A 17410-nucleotide genomic window follows, 5' to 3' on the forward strand; every position below is an offset into this window, starting at 1 on the left:
GCATCACCTAATTAATTAAAAGTTTTTCCAGTAAAGTTTCATATATTGGTTTAGACTTTAATATATAAGCAGTCAAATAAGAAATTACTGAAATAATAGCAATAGGTAAAAGATTGCTAAAAGATCCTGTCATTTCTACAACAAGTATACTGCCACTCATAGGCGCCCTTATAACTGAAGAAAAATATCCTGCCATAGCAAGAATTATAAAGATTCCAATGTAAGAACTATTAATATGAAATAAGTAAGTAGCAGCACTTCCATATATAGCTCCTATTAAAGCTCCTACAGTAAATAATGGTAGAAATATTCCTCCTGGAGTTCCTGAACCACAACATATCATTGAAAACATAAATTTACAAACAAGTAAAATCACAAGCATTTTTATTGCAATATTACCTTTTGCAAGAGACATTATAAGCATATTTCCTTCTCCTAAAATCTGAGGCAGTAAAAAACCTATAAAGATTGATATTGCTAAACAAAACATTGGTCTGAACTGTATAGGAATCCATTTTTGCATAGAAAATATATTTTGTGCTTTTACTAACGCTCTATTAAAACCAACTCCTAAAACACCTATAATAATCCCAAGTACAATAATAAATAAATAACAATTTAATGGCAACCTGGGTACATTTCTAAAATCAAAAACAGGCTTAAAACCAAAAAATTGATAGGAAATAAAATTTGAAGCTACTGCAGCAGAAAATGCTGAAATCAAAATTGTAGGCGACAGTTTTTTTGAAATCTCCTCTAGTGCGAACATCGTTCCAGCCAGTGGAGCATTGAAGGCAGCAGCGATTCCAGCACTAGTACCACTTACAATAAGATATTTTTCTTCTATTTTTATTCTTTTTAAAATTTTTGAAAAGCCTTGCCCAACTGCTGCACCTAATTGAACAGAAGGTCCTTCTATGCCAAGTGAAAGACCTGTCCCAATAGCAAGAAAACTCCCTACAAATTTCCCCAATATTACTTTCCACCATGTCATATGAAGCTTTTCAAGTAATACACCTTCAACTTGTGGAATACCACTTCCCCTAATTGCAACATTCTTTTTTGCAATCAAACCAATTATATAACCTATTGTAATTAAAAATATAATCCAAACTGGAATTAGCCAATGCTTTAAACCGATTGTTTTATAAGTATTCACTAAAAGATATCCTGATTTATCCACTAAAAATCTCAAAAAAGATATTATAAGACCTGTTAACATTCCAACAATAATACTTTCAAGTATCCTTTCTAACTTAAAACTATTTTCATTAAGTAACGCTGTATATTTATTTCTTTTATCGCTCATTTCCATCTGATTTTTCATTTTCCTTTCTAACTAATTAAATATGTACACAATTTACTAATGCCATACTCCTGCACTTCATGTTCATTGTACCATAAAATGGAGCATATTTTATTCTGTTTCTCCCAATAATATTTTGATTCCAATTATTGGAGTATAGCCAACTATTATTTGATTTCAAGCAGATATAGATTGTCCTCCAATTGCTTTTAAGTAAATTATTAAATATAATACTAATATACCACTATACTACAGGTTTTCTATTTTGAAAGTTGGCTTATGTGCAAACATATTTCTACAATATAGTATAAGTTTAAATTTCAGTTGAAAACTCTATATTTAAAATATAATTGGAGGGAAATTATGATCGAATTATTAGGGGTAAACAAAAGCTACAATTCATCTTCAAAAGCAGTAAACAATCTAAATCTAAGTATACCCGATGGAGAAATATTTGGATTTATAGGTCCAAATGGTGCTGGAAAAACTACCACTATAAAAATGATGACAGGAATAATAAAAGCAGATAGTGGAAGTGTAAGAATAAACAACATAGATATAAATGAAAAACCAATAGAGGCCAAATATCAATTTGGTTTTGTACCTGACAGCCCAGATATGTTCTTAAGACTTAAAGGTATAGAATACTTAAATTTCATGGCAGATATATATGGAGTGAAATCTGAAGAAAGAACAGCTAAAATTAAAAATTTATCCAAGAGGTTTGAGATATCAAATGCTTTAGGAGACCAAATTCAAAGCTATTCCCACGGCATGAGGCAAAAAATAATAATTATAGGTGCTCTAATCCACAATCCAAGTGTTTGGATATTAGACGAACCTATGACAGGACTTGATCCTAAATCCTCATATACATTAAAAGAAATGATGAAAGAACATGCAAGTGCAGGAAACACCGTATTTTTTTCAACTCATGTTTTAGAAGTGGCAGAAAAATTATGTGATAGACTTGCAGTTATAAATAAAGGCTCCCTCTCATTTTCCGGAACTTTTCAAGAGTTAAAAAATAAGTTCAATGAAAATGAAAGCCTAGAAAATATTTTCTTGGAGATGACTGGCAATGAATAATTATATAGTTTTAACTAAAGTATTGTTAAAAAACGGAAGTAATTCTGCAAGTATGAAAAAAAATAGTAATATTAAAAAAGCAGCCCTCTGGATAATTATTTTACTAGCCCTCTTACCTACTATAAAACTATTTTCTCTTTTTATATCGTCAGCTTATGACTACCTCTACAAAATAGGTCAGCAAGGCTTAATTTTATCTCTTGGTATATCTTTTACAAGTGTATTTATATTCTTTTTTGCCATATTTTATTCTATAAATGTACTATATTTTTCAAAAGATATAGACCTTCTTCTGCCACTACCCTTAAAGCCTTGGGAAATTCTACTTTCCAAGTTCACTGTAATACTCATATATGAATATCTTACTGAAATTTTTATACTACTTCCCATTTTGCTAATCTATGGATATAAAGGAAGTTATAATCCGCTTTATTTTATATACAGTGCAGTACTATTTTTAATAGTACCTATTATACCTATAGCTGCAGCTTCAATTTTGAATATGGTAATAATGAGTTTTACAAATATAGGTAAGCATCGTGATATTTTAAAAATTTTAGGTGGAATTTTTGCAATGTTATTTGCAATAGGTTTAAATATAGTACTTCAAAAAATGACTGTATCCTCCCAAAATTATGAAAACATATTTAAGATGATAAATGAAGGAAATAATTCTTTAGTATCTCTTTCAAATAAGTTTTTTCCAGGGAGTACATTGTCTGCAAGTTCTCTAGTATATAGTTCAAGCTTTAAGGGATTTGAAAACTTAATTTTATTTATAGTGCTAAATATTCTTGTAATTTCACTATTTTCAGTACTTGGTCAATATTTGTATTTTAAAGGTGCTCAAGGCGGCAGTGAAATTTCTGCAAAGAGAAGAGAACTGGATTATTCAAAATTAAATAAAACTTCCTCTAAAAATTCTAAATTTAAAGCTCTACTACTTCAGGAAATGAAATCTATTTTCAGAACACCTGTGTATTTTATGAATTGCATTTTAGCAAATATTATAATACCTATTGTACTTTTTATACCATTTTTAGTTCAACCGGACTCTTTTCACAAATTAAATGTTCTAGTGAATATTAAGGTAACCTCAACTACTACAATGATTTGTATCGTAGTATCTCTAGCTGCAGGATTAATTTTGGGAGCTTCCAATTCCATAACTTCCACAGCCATATCAAGGGAGGGAGAAAACATATTTGTAAAAAAATACTTACCAGTTTCCTACAGTACTCAGATTATGGTAAAAGTGATTTCTGGTGTTCTTGTTGGAATTGCAAGCATATTTTTAGTCTTAATAGGATTGACTTTACTTGTAAAACTGCCTATATACTTCTCAGTTATTTCACTTTTAGTTAGTTTTATAGGAATACTGCTTACCTCCATGACTGGAATTTTAATTGATTTGAAATTTCCAAAACTGCACTGGGATAACGAAGTAAAAGCTGTAAAACAAAATTTCAATACCTTTATAAATACTATAATTAGCTTTATAGTCACAGGTATATTAATATTTTCAATGATTAATTTTTACAGCTACCTAAATGAAGTAGCTGTCCTGGGACTTTTCGTAATAATAGCAGCAAATTTTATACTGTATAAAGTTATATGTTCAAAGGGAATCTCTATGTTTAAAAATATAGAGATGTAATTAAAGGACTAACATACTAGTAAATTAGCATGTTAGTCCTTTTTTTATTAATTAAGTACTTTAACTTTATCTCCGTCATTTAAGAATGTTTGTCCTGAAGTTATTATCCTATCTCCAGATTCTATGTTAGAAGATGTTATTTCAGTAACTTTATCATTTGAAAGTCCTGTAGTTACAGCTACTTTCTTTACTTTATTGCTTCTTACTACAAACAAATATGAAACTCCATTTTCAACTTTTATAGTTTCATTAGGTACCGTCATTACATTATTTTTAACCTGGTCAGGAAAGGACACTTTTGAATACATTCCTGATGTTAAGCTTGCATCTGAATTAGGTATTCTTACTTTAATCAGATATTGTTGAGTTTTGCTGTCTGCATTAGGTGTTATAGTATCTACAGTTCCTGTCAATTTTTTATCCGAAAGAGAAGGAATTGTTACAGGTATAGACTGTCCAACTTTAATTTTTGAAAGCATAGTATCTGGCACATTTACTTCAGCCATAATTGAACTTGAATCTACTATGGTTACGGATGCCTGAGAACCTGAAGTAATTTCTCCTTGGTGTATATTTACAGCAGATACAACACCAGAAATAGGTGATTTTATTACATTATCATCAATTTGACTTTGAATTGATTTTAGTCCAGCTTGTGCCTGATTCACCTGAGCCTGAGCTACTTCCACCGATTCAGGTCCAACTTTTTGCCTGGTCAAATCTAAGTTTTGTTGTGCCGCAGAAAGCGAAGCTTCTGCATTTTCTAATTTTGTAGTAGCATTGTCTAAATCCTGTTTTGGTGCAGCTCCAGCAGAATATAAACTCTGCTCCCTATTATAATTATTTTCGGCATCATTATAATTTATCTGTGCTGTATTTAATGCCTGCTGCTGCTGTACAATCTGCTGTTCAACTCCAGAACTTTTGGTTTTATCCAAATTTGCCGCTGCAGATTGTATACTTGCCTGCTGCTGCTGAAGCTGTGCCTGCAGTGAAGTTGAATCAAGAGTAAAAAGTATATCTCCAGCTTTTACAGTACTACCTACCTTTACGTTTAAAGCCTGAACTTTGCCTGGTGTTTTAGGAGATATAGACACATCTTTATCTGAATTTAACTTTCCCGAATAATCTACAGTTGTTGTCAAAGAATCTAGTTTTGCTTCAGCAACATTTACATTTTGAATTTTATTTTGTGACTCTACTTTTTTATTTTTAATTACGTTATGGGCTATAGCAGCTACCATTAAAACTACTAATAAAACAACTACTATCTTCACAATATTTTTTTTGGATTTTAAAACGTTAAATTTCATAAATTACACCTCCTGCATTTCTGGCTGTTTTTTTCTTTTTTTAAATATACGATTTTTCAAATTGTCCATCATCAAGTAAATTATAGGTAATATTATAGGAGTAAAAATAGTTGATGCAATCATTCCTCCAATAACTAAGACAGCCATACTTGATTTCAATTCACTACCTTCACCTATAGATAAAGCTGCTGGCAGCATACCCACAATCATAGTTAAAGAAGTCATCATTATAGGCCTTAATCTTCTTTCACCAGATTCAATTAATGCTTCCCTTAAACTATATCCACGTTTTATGAGAGTATTAGTATAATCAATCAATAGAGTACCATTTTTAGAAGCTAATCCATCAAGCATTATAAGTCCTATTAAGGACATCATATTTAAAGTTTTGCCTGTAATAGCAAGTATTCCAAAAGCTCCAACGAGTGCACAAGGCAGTGATAACATTCTTATAAATGGTGTTAAGAAGGATTCGTAAAGTACAACAAGTATCATGTAAATAAGTATTAATGATACTCCCAGCGCTTCTCCAAGAGAAGTAAAACTGTCTCCCATACTCTTCTGATCCCCACCAAATTGAATTTTATAACCTTCTGGTACAGATAGTGACTTCAATTTTTCATTTATCTGCTGACTTATAGTTCCAAGAGACCTTCCTTCAATATTTGCAGAAATTGTAGCTACATCCTGCCTATCCTTTCTTGATATAGATTGGGGACTATTAGTTCTTACTATAGATGCAACTTCACTTATTGGTATAGATTGTCCAGATTGATTTAGCACTTTTATTCCACTTATATCCGAAGGAGTTTTTATGTCACCATCGTGAAATTTCACTTTTATATCATAATCATCATCACTAGTACTATATGTCCCAGCAGAAGAACCTTGAATTGCTGTCCTAAGTGTAGATGATATATCTGATATGGATACACCATACTGTGCTGCTGCTAACTTGTCTATTTTAACTCTAAGCTCGCTTTGACTTGCATTTGTAGAGTTATCTACATCTGTAATTCCAGAAATACCTTTTACTATTTGCTCTACTTTATTTGATATTTCAGTTACAGTATCCGTATTATCTCCTAATATTTCAATGGATATAGGCTTACTTGAACCTGATCCTCCAGCTTCGGATTCACTCACAGAAAAATCTGTTCCAGCTAGATTTGCATTTCCCCATTTTCTAACTTGTTTTGCCACTTCAGTTTGAGATCTTTTTCTATCATTTTTAGGATAAAGAGTTACATACATACTTGCAGAATTCGAAGAACTATCCATCATTACACTGTCACTGCTAGATCCTACCATGGAATAATATGTACTAACTTCAGATACACTATGTAAATAATTTTCTACTTGTTTAACTTTCTTATCCATTTCATTTAAACTAGTTCCAGAATCAAAACTCATACTTATACTAAAATTACTTTCATCTGTAGTTGGCATAAGTTCTGTTCCTATAGCACCTATAGGTATCAATGCAATAGTCGCTACTAATACAACTGCACCGAGAGCAAGTACCCTTTTTCTATGATCCAAGCACCATATGAGAAATCTTTTATAGTTAGCTGTTATGCTATCCATAGAACTTGAAATTCCATTAAGTATTCTATAAAATATGCTTTGTTTAAATTTACTTTTTAACATGCCTGATTTTGCTTGTCTATTTTCTTCTGTTTTAAGAAGTCTTGATGACAGCATAGGAGTTATAGTAAATGCTACAAATAAGGAAAATAACGAGGCAAAAACTATAGTAAGTCCGAACTCCCTAAAGTAAGTTCCTACCATACCTGTCATAAAGCAAACAGGAAGATATACAACTACATCACAAAGGGTTATGGCAATAGATGCAAGTCCTATTTCTTTACGTCCATCTATAGCTGCAGATTGTGGATCCTTTTTCATAGCCAGATGCCGCTGTATATTATCTAGTACAACAATTGAGTCATCTACAAGGGTACCTACACAAAGAGATAATCCCATAAGAGACATTATATTCATAGTAAATTTCATAACATACATCATAAAGAAAGTTGATATAAGAGATGTTGGTATAGCTACAAGTATTACAAGTGAAGATCTCCAGCTTTTTAAGAATATTAGTAAAACTAGAGCAGTTGTTATTACACCCTCTATTAAAGTATGCTTTATTTGAGAAATAGAAGAATTTATAAACGTAGTACTGTCATATGCTGTATCCAATCTAATATTAGATGGCATATCTTTTTTTAACCCAGCAATTTCCTTTTTAACATTGTTTACAACTTCAACTACATTTGCATCACTTTGCTTTTGTATACTTATTCCTATAGTATTTTTTCCATTCATTCTAATACGTTGATCTTGTTCAGGATATTCCAAATTTACATCTGCTATATCTCCTAGACGGACAGTACTGTTTCCTGAAGTAGGTATGAGCAAATTTTTTACTTCATCTACACTTTCAAATTTACTTATAACCCTCACAGATTGATTTAATTTGTCCTGCTTTATCTGGCCTGCAGGCATATTTATATTATCTGACTGCAGTTTAGAAGTTAAAGTATTTAAATTTATACCATAAAATTCTATAGCGGATTTATTTAATTTTATTATCAACTGCTTTTTTTGTATTCCTTCAAGAGATACATTTCCTACCCCTTGAACTTTTTTTAGAGCCTCAGTTATAGTATTTGCCTCATTGTAAAGTTCATCATAAGATAGGTTTCCAGATACGGATAGCATTAACGCAGACATTGCACCTGTATCTAACTTAAATAAAATAGGTTTATCTGCATTTTTAGGAAGTTTACCTTGTGCATTATCTACAGCTTTTTGTACATCTAGAAAGGCTGTATTCATATTTGCGCTGGACTTAAATATTATAGTAGTTTGTCCCATTCCTTCTCTAGCTGTAGAATTAATTCTATCGATGCCGCTTATACCTGCAACTGCATCCTCCATAGGTTTTACAACATCCTTTCTTATGTCTTCGGAACTGGCACCAGAATAAGTAGTGGATATAGAAATTACTGGTATATCCATTGAAGGCATAAGGTCTGCACCAAGATGTGTATATCCAAATATACCAAGCCCTAGCAAAAATAATATAACCATTGTTATTGCTGCTGGCTTTTTTACAGATAGTTCAGTTAAATTCATTTTTTTCCTCCTTTATAACAATATAGCAATCTATTATTTTCTATTTTTATACTTTTGGAGAGCATAATTCAATTTTAAAAAGCTTAAATTCATATTTTTTAAATCATCATTATTCAACTCCGAAAGTGCTTCTGCCAAAAATCTAGATTTTACTTCACCCATTTTTTTTAAGAATTGCTTTCCTTTATCTGTTAAAGATATCATAACTACCCGCCTGTTGTCTTCTGGTCTAAATCTATTTATAAATTGGCTTTCAACTAACTTATTGCTTAAGTTTGTAACAGCTGAGGGAGTTATTCCAAGTTTTTCAGCAAGTTCACTAACTTTGTAGGATTCACTTTCTTCAAGTAGATATAAAAGAAACAACTGCGAAATAGAAAGTTTTTCTTCATAATTTATTTCATTCATTATAGATCTACTTATAATAACAAAATCATATAAGTCTTTTTTTACATCTTCAATAAGTAATAATTTATCTTTTGCACAGTTCATTAAAATTCTCCTTTACTACCCTACATAATATAAGAAAGGTTTAAAATTTAAACACTTTAAACTTTAAATATTTCATAAATACATGAATACATAATGTCAATTATATATTTATATTTTATAAATATCAATAATTTATAAACAAATTTAATATAATATTAAGAAAAATACTCCAGATATATTTTCTGAAGTATTTTTTAATATTACTATTTATGTAAATTTTACTTTTTTAATATATAAGTATTCAAATTATTCCATACATTCGTGCAATTTTTACTGCTTCAAATTTTCCACTAACTTGAAGTTTTTTATATATATTTTGTAGATGAGTTTTTGCAGTACTTTCAGATATACCCAATTTACATGCAACTTGAGTTCTTTTTAGACCCTTTGCTGTAAGTGATAGAACTTCTAACTCCCTTTGTGATAAGTTTATCTTATTTTCGCTGCTGTTTTGCAAATTTTCAATATATTTCCTGCTTAAAACAGTCGTCTTATTTATGTATTCATCTCTTGAATTGTTATTTAATATCGTTTCAAGCATACTAATGATATATAGGGCATTTTCTACAAATGGTGCTATGATATAATCCTGTCGCGCTTTGGACAGTGCTTCTTGAAGTTCGGATACACCTTTCTCCATACCATAGAGATTATATTTTGCCACGGCCTTAAAAATAGAATTATGTATAAACCCTAGTTGGTTACTGAATATAGAAAAATATTCTTCAAAACTTTCAGTAAGCATTTCAAGCTTTACATAGTTTTTAGTTAGCATCACAGCTTTTCCATAAACTATATAATTAAAGGCCATGCCCTGATAAAAAAAATCACCATCAGTCATATCACCTACCTGAAGCCAATAAGGAATTTTTTCAGGGTAACCAATACACCCATATATGTATCCTCTGCACAAATCCATTGTTGTATTATATATAGGATTATTCAGTTCATTGACTTCTTCCTCTAGATTATTCAATATTCTGATACTTTCATCTATTTTTCCTTGAAATGCATAAAGCCTCATAAGATTAAAATTGGCACATATTATAAGGCTGGTTTGTTCTTTTGTTTTAGCTTTATAGATAGCCTTAAAACTATTTAGTTCAACAGACTTAAAATCACCTGTTTCAAGGGCATACTCTGCAAGTCCCACATACTCACAGCCAGTTCCGCATCCATTTGCAATCTTTGCATGTAACGAAAACTTTTTTGTGATGGTGTATAAAATTTCTTTTAATGTACCTTGTTCCCTAAAATAAATGTAAATCAAATGAGGGGACCCAAAAGTATATTCATTTTCCCTAAGCATTATATAAGATTGTTTCCCATTTAAAAGTTCTATAATTTTATGGTTGTTAACAATCATTTCTTCCGCATGGTTAAATACAGTAAATTTTTTTACAATTAATATTTCTGCTATAATGTGATTTCTGTAATTATCATTTATAACTTCTATTTCACTATAAAACTGTTGAAGCCTGTCCAACCTTTGCGCACAGTCTTCAACTATTTCATCATTTCCTTTTAAAATAGAAAGGAAAATATGCTGCAAATATGCAACAGGGTATTTATACAGTAATTCTTCTGGCAAGCTATTAAACATTTCAAAAGAGCCTTCAAATTCTGTAAGTTCATTACGAACATTATGAGGATTGTTAAAATCTGAAAGAATCTTTTCCACATCTCCTGCACGATTTAAATAACCATAACCAATTATAAAATCCTTTTTACTTAAATACCAATAACCAAGACGCCTGTACAATTCTTTAATATGTGCTGGTTTAAAATGTTGTTTTATTCTTAAGAAATCTAGAAGAACATTGTGAATTTTATAGGTTTTATTTACTTCATCATAAAAAACAAAAGCATTTTCCTGGCGAAGTTTTTTTAGTATCTTATCTGTTCTTTCCTCATGAGTAACAAAAAAAGCTTGCTTTGCTGTAAAACTATCCATTATGGAAAGTTCAAGTAAAAAATTCTGAATGTAACCATCATAGGCGTCAAATAATGTATTTTCAACTAAGTCTTCGATAGTATTATTCATACCTACAGGAATACCCTTTTCTAGTCCTAAGATAACCATATATGTAAGGGATATCCATCCATCTGTATATTCCTCTATTTTTTCTAAATCACTACTAGATATATTTTTATTCATCATCAAACAATAGTTTTCAATTTCTTCATAGGTAAATTTCAATTGCTGCTGTGATATAACTTGACAGAGTCCTTTTGAAAAAAGTTCTGTAAAATTTATTTCAGTTGTATCCCTTGTAATAATTACTATATGAAAGTTATCCAATCTTTCTAAAACAATTTGTCTCAGGAGCTTATTTACCTGAGTCTTTTTTGAAAGATGATAGTCGTCTATAACAAAAACTGTTTTTTCATCATAGTCAATGTGATTTAATATTGATAAAACTTTTGACATTTGCGGAACATCAACAGGAAATCCAAGACTTTTTAGCTTTTGCCCTGCGTCTTCATCAATTTTACTTATTTCATTTGAAAAATCACTCCAGAGAAAAGAGGTGTTTTCATTTGAGTTTAAAAATGTAATCCAAAAATATGGACTTTTTTTGGATTCAAGAAAATGTCTAACTGCTGTAGTTTTGCCAAATCCCATTGGAGCTTCGACAATAGTGAGTGGATAGTGGTAAATTACTGATAAAATATGATTTATACGTTGTCTTTTTAATAACTTTATTTTTTTCAAAATAACACCATCTCCTACAACTTAAATTTAAATGTATGAAAAGCATATTATATCAATATGATACCACCTAATGATTCTTTTTAATTCTTTAGTGCCTTAAGTACTGCCAATTTTGCCATATTAAATATGGAATTTCTCTCCTCAACTATAGTTATTTCTTCTTCTATATATTTTCCATCTTCGCTTGATTTAAAAAGAGATGCTACATTTCTTTTAAAGGAATTGTCCATTAAATTCTTTAATATGTGCTTTGTATCCTCTTTAGGATATAAACTTTCACACAATCTCTCTATTATATGATCAACTTTTAAAACATATTTGTCCTTTAGTATTTTTTTCTTCTTTATATTATTTAGTGCCAGAATAGACATTTCTAAAATATCATCTCTCACATTAAAATCAACCTGATCATAACTGTCACATATGAAATTTGCAGCTTTATTTAGTTGATTTGTATATATGTCTATATTTTCCCTTCCAATTATAAATGCCAGCATTACCATAGAAGTGGTTTCTATTTTATCCTCTAGATTACTATCTTCATAATCCACAAAAGCCCCGTCTGCAAATTGATTTTTAGCTATTATTCGTATGAGTTTTTCTCTAGTATACTTTTTATCCAAATATGAATTGTCACTGTCATATTCTTTCTCTTCTTTATCACCGGTAAAACTTCTATACAAAAAACCACTTTCTAAATTTTCATCTATTTTTTCACCTAAAGTGCTTTCATTTACTTTTATTGGAATTATATTTTTAAGCTGAATGCCAAGTACTGGTTCTTCTCTTAATTCCATCAATATGAAAGTAGTTTCAGGACTTATGAAGCCACTTTTTTTAGAAAGTTCTATTAACTTTCTTTTCATTTCTTCTTTCTCTTGTCCCCTCTGTGCTTTCATATTCATTTCTAGAGATTTCATCTTTTTTCTAGCCCAAACCTTCCTAAGTAAGCTGGCATTTTCCTCTGTACTAAAATTATCAATATCTATCCTTCTCAAATATTCTTTTCCATCCACATACCCTTTTAAAGTTATTCGTCCCTCTACTTCCCCGGTAACACTTGCAAATATAGAAAAAGGTTCCCTATCATACATATATTCAATAGTCCTTGGATAAGTAGAGTTAACTTGTAACCTTCCCCAATTTATATCTATACCATCTACCTGAGGACTTTGTATTCTATTAAACTGCCTTAAAATCACGTCTTCAATTCTTTGCCCTATATCTATAAATTCTGCTTTTCCATAACTTTCATGGGCTAACTTATTCAAAAAATAATTATTTGCACAAGAATCTATTCCAAAAGTAAATATTCTATTATCTCCAATATTTTCATTCACATAGGAAAGTATTTTTTCCTCATCCTCTACCGAATCATCTGTAAAAAGAAGTATAGTATTTTCAGATCCTTCATTTTCAAGGCTGTATTTTATTCCTCCAAATATATCCGCATCTTTTTCCGTTTTTAAACCATCTATCCACTTAGATGCTTCTCTTAGTGAATCTGCATTAAACTCTATCGGTCCATTTTGAGAAAAACTAATTAGCTTATTCCCCAGGGCTATCATGTCAAAAGTATCTCCTTTTGATAGATTTCTTATACAAAGTTGAAGTGCATTTTTAGCTTGTTCTAACTTTTCACCTTTCATCGTATCTGAAATATCAATTAAAAATACATAATGTTCTGTAATATCTTCTTCATAGGGGTCAAGTTTAGGAATCATTCTCATATAAACTATCCCTTTTTCCTCATCATTTTCCTTATACTCATATATCATTCCATCTGCTTCTAAGGTTTCTCTTTCCCTTATAAACAATATGAAATCTTTATCTGTTAAATAATAGTTTTCTTCTAAGCTTATTTTAGCTACTGTGTCACCTTCCCTCTCCACCTTTATATTATGGTAGGGACACCTAAAATCAACTTTACTCAATGATTCCACTATTATGTTTACTTTAAATTCAAAGTTCTCTTCCTTAGTTTTTCTTATACCTAATTTATTTACCAAGTTATCCTTTAGCTCTTCGATTTTAGATCTATTTCTTATTATCTTAGGTTGTGAAATTGCAGGTATTGTAAGTTTAAATGTACTATCTTTATAATCTAGTTCCTCTATGTAGGAAAGTTTTATTTTAACAGTTTCTCCGGAAATTATTTTTCCTATGCTTATTTTAAATAAGTGGGGACTGAATTCTTCTAGGGAAAAAGTGCTGTCTCCTCGCAATTTTGCATTTTCATAAATCTGAAGTGCCTTATCTTTTTCTTCAACTACTGCCTTTAAAGCTCTTCCACCTATTTCTGCTTCAAAACCAGATATTATAGCTGCAGCTGGAAGCGGGAAAATGTACACTCCTTCTATATTTTCATTACTGCAATTCTGATAAATCTGATTTATAAATATCTCACCATACCCTGCACATAAATTTCCATTAATATTAACTTTTTTTAATAAAATTCCCTCATCAATTTTAGTATCTCTATTAGCATAAGATAACATATATCCTGACCTCCTTTTCAATTTCACTTTATCTACAAAAATACATATTAAATATTATTTTCCATTAAAAATAATTACTAACTATATATTTACCACATCTTAATAATATATTCATACTAAAAATATCTATTTTGTATTATTATATCATATATATGGTAAATTATTTTAAATAAAATTACCTCTGATCTTAGTTTTAATTCTAAAATCAGAGGTAATTACTTAAACTTTGCTATTTCTAATTATTTGTGCATTTTCAAGAGCCGCATAGTGGGTATATCCACTTATATGAAGAGGAGTATCACCAAGTTCTGGATCTACATGCATATCTCCGAGACATGGATAACTGTGCCAAAATTTTGCCACAGATTTCTTTGCTTCCTCTCCTAACTTTTTTCCTAAAAGATGTCTTGCAATATTGTACCCATTTCCACAAGGTGCGGATATTATAACTTCTGCTTTTTCTATCACATCTTCATCATTTACATAAAGTCTAAATTTGGGCTTTCCTATTTTAAAGAAATCAATAAATTCATTTATGAGAGGAAATTTTCCATATTTCAATGTGCAAAAAGGTTTAGGAAAAGCATACTGTAGATTATATTTTTCACATTCCTCAATAAGTTTTTCTCTGGTCCATTTTGATACCCAGCTTCCACTTTCACAGGGAACTATCATAGCTTTTCCACCACTTTCGGCTATTATTTTTGGCAATTCAATTATTATATCTTCATGTACTCCTATAATTACAGCTGCATCATGTTTCTTAAATTTTTGTGGCAGATACTTTAATGGATTGTCTTCAAATAATTCATATATATCTGGAAGTTCAATTACTTCGCTTACACTCTCTTTAAAATTCAACTCATATTTTCCTCTACACCAAACACATTTCTTACCGCATACAGTACAAGCTTCCTTATAATTTTTTATATGTGGTATAAATTTTGCACCTGCAAATCTGCTGTCAGTTTTTGTGTAAAATTCATTTTCAGGCAACTTTCCACTCTTTTTTGAACAAACTATAAGTATTTTCAAACTTTTTCCCCCCTATATAAAAGATACAAATATAACTTACCCAATTAATATGATACATTACTCTATATAAATTATCTGTAACCGTTGTTACGCTTTTATATATTTTCTATTTGCAAAAAATATATTATAGGTAGTATAATAAAAAATATATTATAGAAATATATTTTATAGGTGATGGAGCTCACCTTTAATTGCTTATGGCTGATAGCCCCTACTTTAATTAAAAAGTAGGAGCATTTTTTGTAGTCAAATTCACAGGAGGTATTAAATTGAAAAAATATATTTACATAGGAATAGGTGGTTTTTTAGGTGCAATTTTAAGATTTGCATTGGAAAATGTAAAAGTAAGTACCTATTTAAGCTTAATTCCTATAAATACTTTATTTATAAATATAACAGGAGCCTTTATTCTAGCCTTCGTAACCACTGCTGCTGTTTATACTTCAGTTGTATCTTCAAATATAAAGTTAGGAATATGTACGGGATTTGCAGGGGCTTATACTACTTTTTCTACCTTATGCAAAGAAACTGTATCACTTATAAATTCAAGCCACCTTATGTTAGCTGTATGCTATATTTGTATTTCTTTAATTTTGGGACTTGCCTTTGCTTATCTTGGAGAATTTACTTCCATAAAGTTAGTTTCAAAATTGAACCTCAACTACTCTGTTGATTTAAATGAATTAGAGGATAATGATTGTAAAAATAAAGGAAATTCCATTTGAAATATACTATAACAGGAGGACGTAAAAATGAACTTTTTAATAGTTGGAATTGGCGGCATAATTGGAAGCCTAGCTAGATTTTGTCTTGGAAACTTGGTAAATAAAAAATTTAAGTCCCTATTTCCCCTAGGAACTTTTATCATAAATATAACAGGAGCCTTGCTGCTTGGAATACTTAGCAGCTCTCACATTTCTAGAAACTTCTATATCCTTTTGTGTGATGGATTTTTGGGAGCCTATACTACCTTTTCTTCCTTTATGTACGAGGATTTTAAACTTTTCCAACTAAAGTATAAACTACATGCATATACATATGTAATTATGACAACACTAATTGGACTAGCATTCTATGCCCTTGGAACTAGAATAACATACTATGCAGGATTTTAATTAAAAGATTATAACTTAAATTTATTAACTATTTCATTAAGATTTTGAGTAAGTTCTGATTGACATTTTGCAGTTAAAACCACCTGTTATGTTATTGACTTCGTAGTTTTACTTATCTTTGTTTTCACTAGTTTCGCACTTTCTGATGATTTTTGTATTGTTTCAGACATACTTTGTACAGCTTCACCTACCTATCCAGTTGTGGCTGTAAGTTCCTCTGACATAGACGCTAACTCTTCTGACATTCTACTTACAAAATCGGAATCATTGTAGTATTGTTTTCCCATCTTTCCAAACTCCTCAAGTTGTGGATCAACACTTTCATTATTTCACATGGATAAAATTGACAAACAAATGTTTATATTCAGAGCAAAGCAGTCTCTTATTAGTAGGTGAACCTCAAGGAGAGAAATCTCTTCGTAGAGAGATATCTAAATATCTTTTTCAATCAAGAAGTGTTAGATGCACTCCAGAACAAATTATTATTGGAGCAGGTACTCAATATTTAATTATATTGCTATGTATGCTGCTAGGCAAAGATTATCCATATTTAACTGAAAACCCTGGATACAATAGGGTAAGAACCGTTTTTAAAGACCAGGGCATAGATATTCATCGTATCTCAATAGATAAAGATGGTATTTGCATAAACGATTTAAAGAAAAGTTCTGCTAGAGTGGTTTATGTTACACCTTCTCATCAATTTCCCTATGAAATGATTATGCCGATTTCTCGAAGATTAGAGTTATTGAAATGGCATGAAGAAAAAAACGGTTATATAATTGAAGATGATTATGATAGTGAATTTAGATATAAAGGGAAACCAGTTCCGTCTTTACAAGGACTAGACAGAAGTGAAAATGTTATTTATTTGGGGACATTTTCAAAATCTTTAATTCCCTCAATTAGAATTAGTTATTTAGTTTTACCCCCCAAATTAATTCTAAAATATCAAGAACATTTTAAAATATACAAACAAACAGTCTCTAGGCTTCATCAAAATATACTCTATATATTTATGAAATAAGGATATTTATCAAGGAAT

At 30.4% G+C, this 17410-nt stretch carries 12 protein-coding genes and 1 riboswitch; of the genes, 5 read left to right on the forward strand and 7 right to left on the reverse strand.

What is annotated here, in order from left to right; genetic code table 11:
• Positions 1–7: 7 nt before the first annotated feature.
• Positions 8–1327 (reverse strand): ClC family H(+)/Cl(-) exchange transporter, encoded by a 1320-nt coding sequence (locus CLJU_RS11435; RefSeq protein ID WP_242825674.1) that lies wholly within the window; start codon positions 1325–1327, stop codon positions 8–10.
• 342 nt (positions 1328–1669) lie between these two features.
• Between CLJU_RS11435 and CLJU_RS11440 the strand changes: the two genes are divergently transcribed.
• Positions 1670–2395, forward strand: a complete 726-nt coding sequence (locus CLJU_RS11440) for an ABC transporter ATP-binding protein (RefSeq protein ID WP_013238973.1) — start codon at positions 1670–1672, stop codon at positions 2393–2395.
• Positions 2388–4052 carry a putative ABC transporter permease subunit gene (locus tag CLJU_RS11445; protein WP_013238974.1) on the forward strand — a complete coding sequence of 555 codons (1665 nt, stop codon included), beginning with the start codon at positions 2388–2390 and terminating at the stop codon, positions 4050–4052. The genes CLJU_RS11440 and CLJU_RS11445 overlap by 8 nt, the downstream gene beginning before the upstream one ends.
• Before the next feature lie 47 nt (positions 4053–4099).
• Here the strand turns inward: CLJU_RS11445 and CLJU_RS11450 are convergent, their stop codons facing one another.
• The 6 genes from CLJU_RS11450 to CLJU_RS11475 all read right to left on the reverse strand — a co-directional run bounded on the left by CLJU_RS11450 (position 4100) and on the right by CLJU_RS11475 (position 15250).
• Positions 4100–5365 (reverse strand): efflux RND transporter periplasmic adaptor subunit, encoded by a 1266-nt coding sequence (locus tag CLJU_RS11450; RefSeq protein WP_013238975.1) that lies wholly within the window; start codon positions 5363–5365, stop codon positions 4100–4102.
• 3 nt (positions 5366–5368) lie between these two features.
• The gene (locus tag CLJU_RS11455; protein WP_013238976.1) at positions 5369–8509 is read right to left on the reverse strand and encodes an efflux RND transporter permease subunit; all 3141 of its coding nucleotides are present in this window, start codon (positions 8507–8509) and stop codon (positions 5369–5371) included.
• A gap of 33 nt (positions 8510–8542) precedes the next feature.
• Positions 8543–9001 carry a MarR family transcriptional regulator gene (locus CLJU_RS11460; RefSeq protein WP_013238977.1) on the reverse strand — a complete coding sequence of 153 codons (459 nt, stop codon included), beginning with the start codon at positions 8999–9001 and terminating at the stop codon, positions 8543–8545.
• 241 nt (positions 9002–9242) lie between these two features.
• Positions 9243–11717, reverse strand: coding sequence for a LuxR C-terminal-related transcriptional regulator (locus CLJU_RS11465; RefSeq protein WP_013238978.1), 2475 nt, complete (start codon positions 11715–11717; stop codon positions 9243–9245).
• Positions 11718–11797: 80 nt separating this feature from the next.
• Complete coding sequence (locus CLJU_RS11470) at positions 11798–14215, reverse strand: VIT and vWA domain-containing protein (RefSeq protein ID WP_013238979.1); 2418 nt, start codon at positions 14213–14215, stop codon at positions 11798–11800.
• 219 nt (positions 14216–14434) lie between these two features.
• Positions 14435–15250: a DUF166 domain-containing protein gene (locus tag CLJU_RS11475; protein ID WP_013238980.1), complete on the reverse strand. Its 816-nt coding sequence runs from the start codon at positions 15248–15250 to the stop codon at positions 14435–14437.
• A gap of 161 nt (positions 15251–15411) precedes the next feature.
• A riboswitch (Fluoride riboswitch) is annotated at positions 15412–15471 on the forward strand.
• A gap of 48 nt (positions 15472–15519) precedes the next feature.
• Between CLJU_RS11475 and crcB (CLJU_RS11480) the strand changes: the two genes are divergently transcribed.
• From crcB (CLJU_RS11480) to CLJU_RS22925, 3 genes are all read left to right on the forward strand, one after another.
• Entirely contained in the window at positions 15520–15975 is a 456-nt protein-coding gene (gene crcB, locus CLJU_RS11480) for a fluoride efflux transporter CrcB (RefSeq protein WP_013238981.1), read from the forward strand.
• 27 nt (positions 15976–16002) lie between these two features.
• The gene (gene crcB / locus CLJU_RS11485; RefSeq protein ID WP_013238982.1) at positions 16003–16365 is read left to right on the forward strand and encodes a fluoride efflux transporter CrcB; all 363 of its coding nucleotides are present in this window, start codon (positions 16003–16005) and stop codon (positions 16363–16365) included.
• 343 nt (positions 16366–16708) lie between these two features.
• On the forward strand, positions 16709–17392 hold the full coding sequence (locus CLJU_RS22925; RefSeq protein WP_013238984.1) for an aminotransferase-like domain-containing protein: 684 nt from the start codon (positions 16709–16711) through the stop codon (positions 17390–17392).
• Positions 17393–17410 lie beyond the last annotated feature (18 nt).

It is taken from the genome of Clostridium ljungdahlii DSM 13528 (genome assembly GCF_000143685.1).
GTDB lineage: Bacteria > Bacillota > Clostridia > Clostridiales > Clostridiaceae > Clostridium_B > Clostridium_B ljungdahlii.

What these genes read in the sequence shown, in the direction of transcription:
- CLJU_RS11435 (WP_242825674.1), bottom strand. Translation starts at nt 1,327, where the DNA reads ATGAAAAATCAGATGGAAATGAGCGATAAAAGAAATAAATATACAGCG.
- CLJU_RS11440 (WP_013238973.1), top strand. Translation starts at nt 1,670, where the DNA reads ATGATCGAATTATTAGGGGTAAACAAAAGCTACAATTCATCTTCAAAA.
- CLJU_RS11445 (WP_013238974.1), top strand. Translation starts at nt 2,388, where the DNA reads ATGAATAATTATATAGTTTTAACTAAAGTATTGTTAAAAAACGGAAGT.
- CLJU_RS11450 (WP_013238975.1), bottom strand. Translation starts at nt 5,365, where the DNA reads ATGAAATTTAACGTTTTAAAATCCAAAAAAAATATTGTGAAGATAGTA.
- CLJU_RS11455 (WP_013238976.1), bottom strand. Translation starts at nt 8,509, where the DNA reads ATGAATTTAACTGAACTATCTGTAAAAAAGCCAGCAGCAATAACAATG.
- CLJU_RS11460 (WP_013238977.1), bottom strand. Translation starts at nt 9,001, where the DNA reads ATGAACTGTGCAAAAGATAAATTATTACTTATTGAAGATGTAAAAAAA.
- CLJU_RS11470 (WP_013238979.1), bottom strand. Translation starts at nt 14,215, where the DNA reads ATGTTATCTTATGCTAATAGAGATACTAAAATTGATGAGGGAATTTTA.
- crcB (WP_013238982.1), top strand. Translation starts at nt 16,003, where the DNA reads ATGAACTTTTTAATAGTTGGAATTGGCGGCATAATTGGAAGCCTAGCT.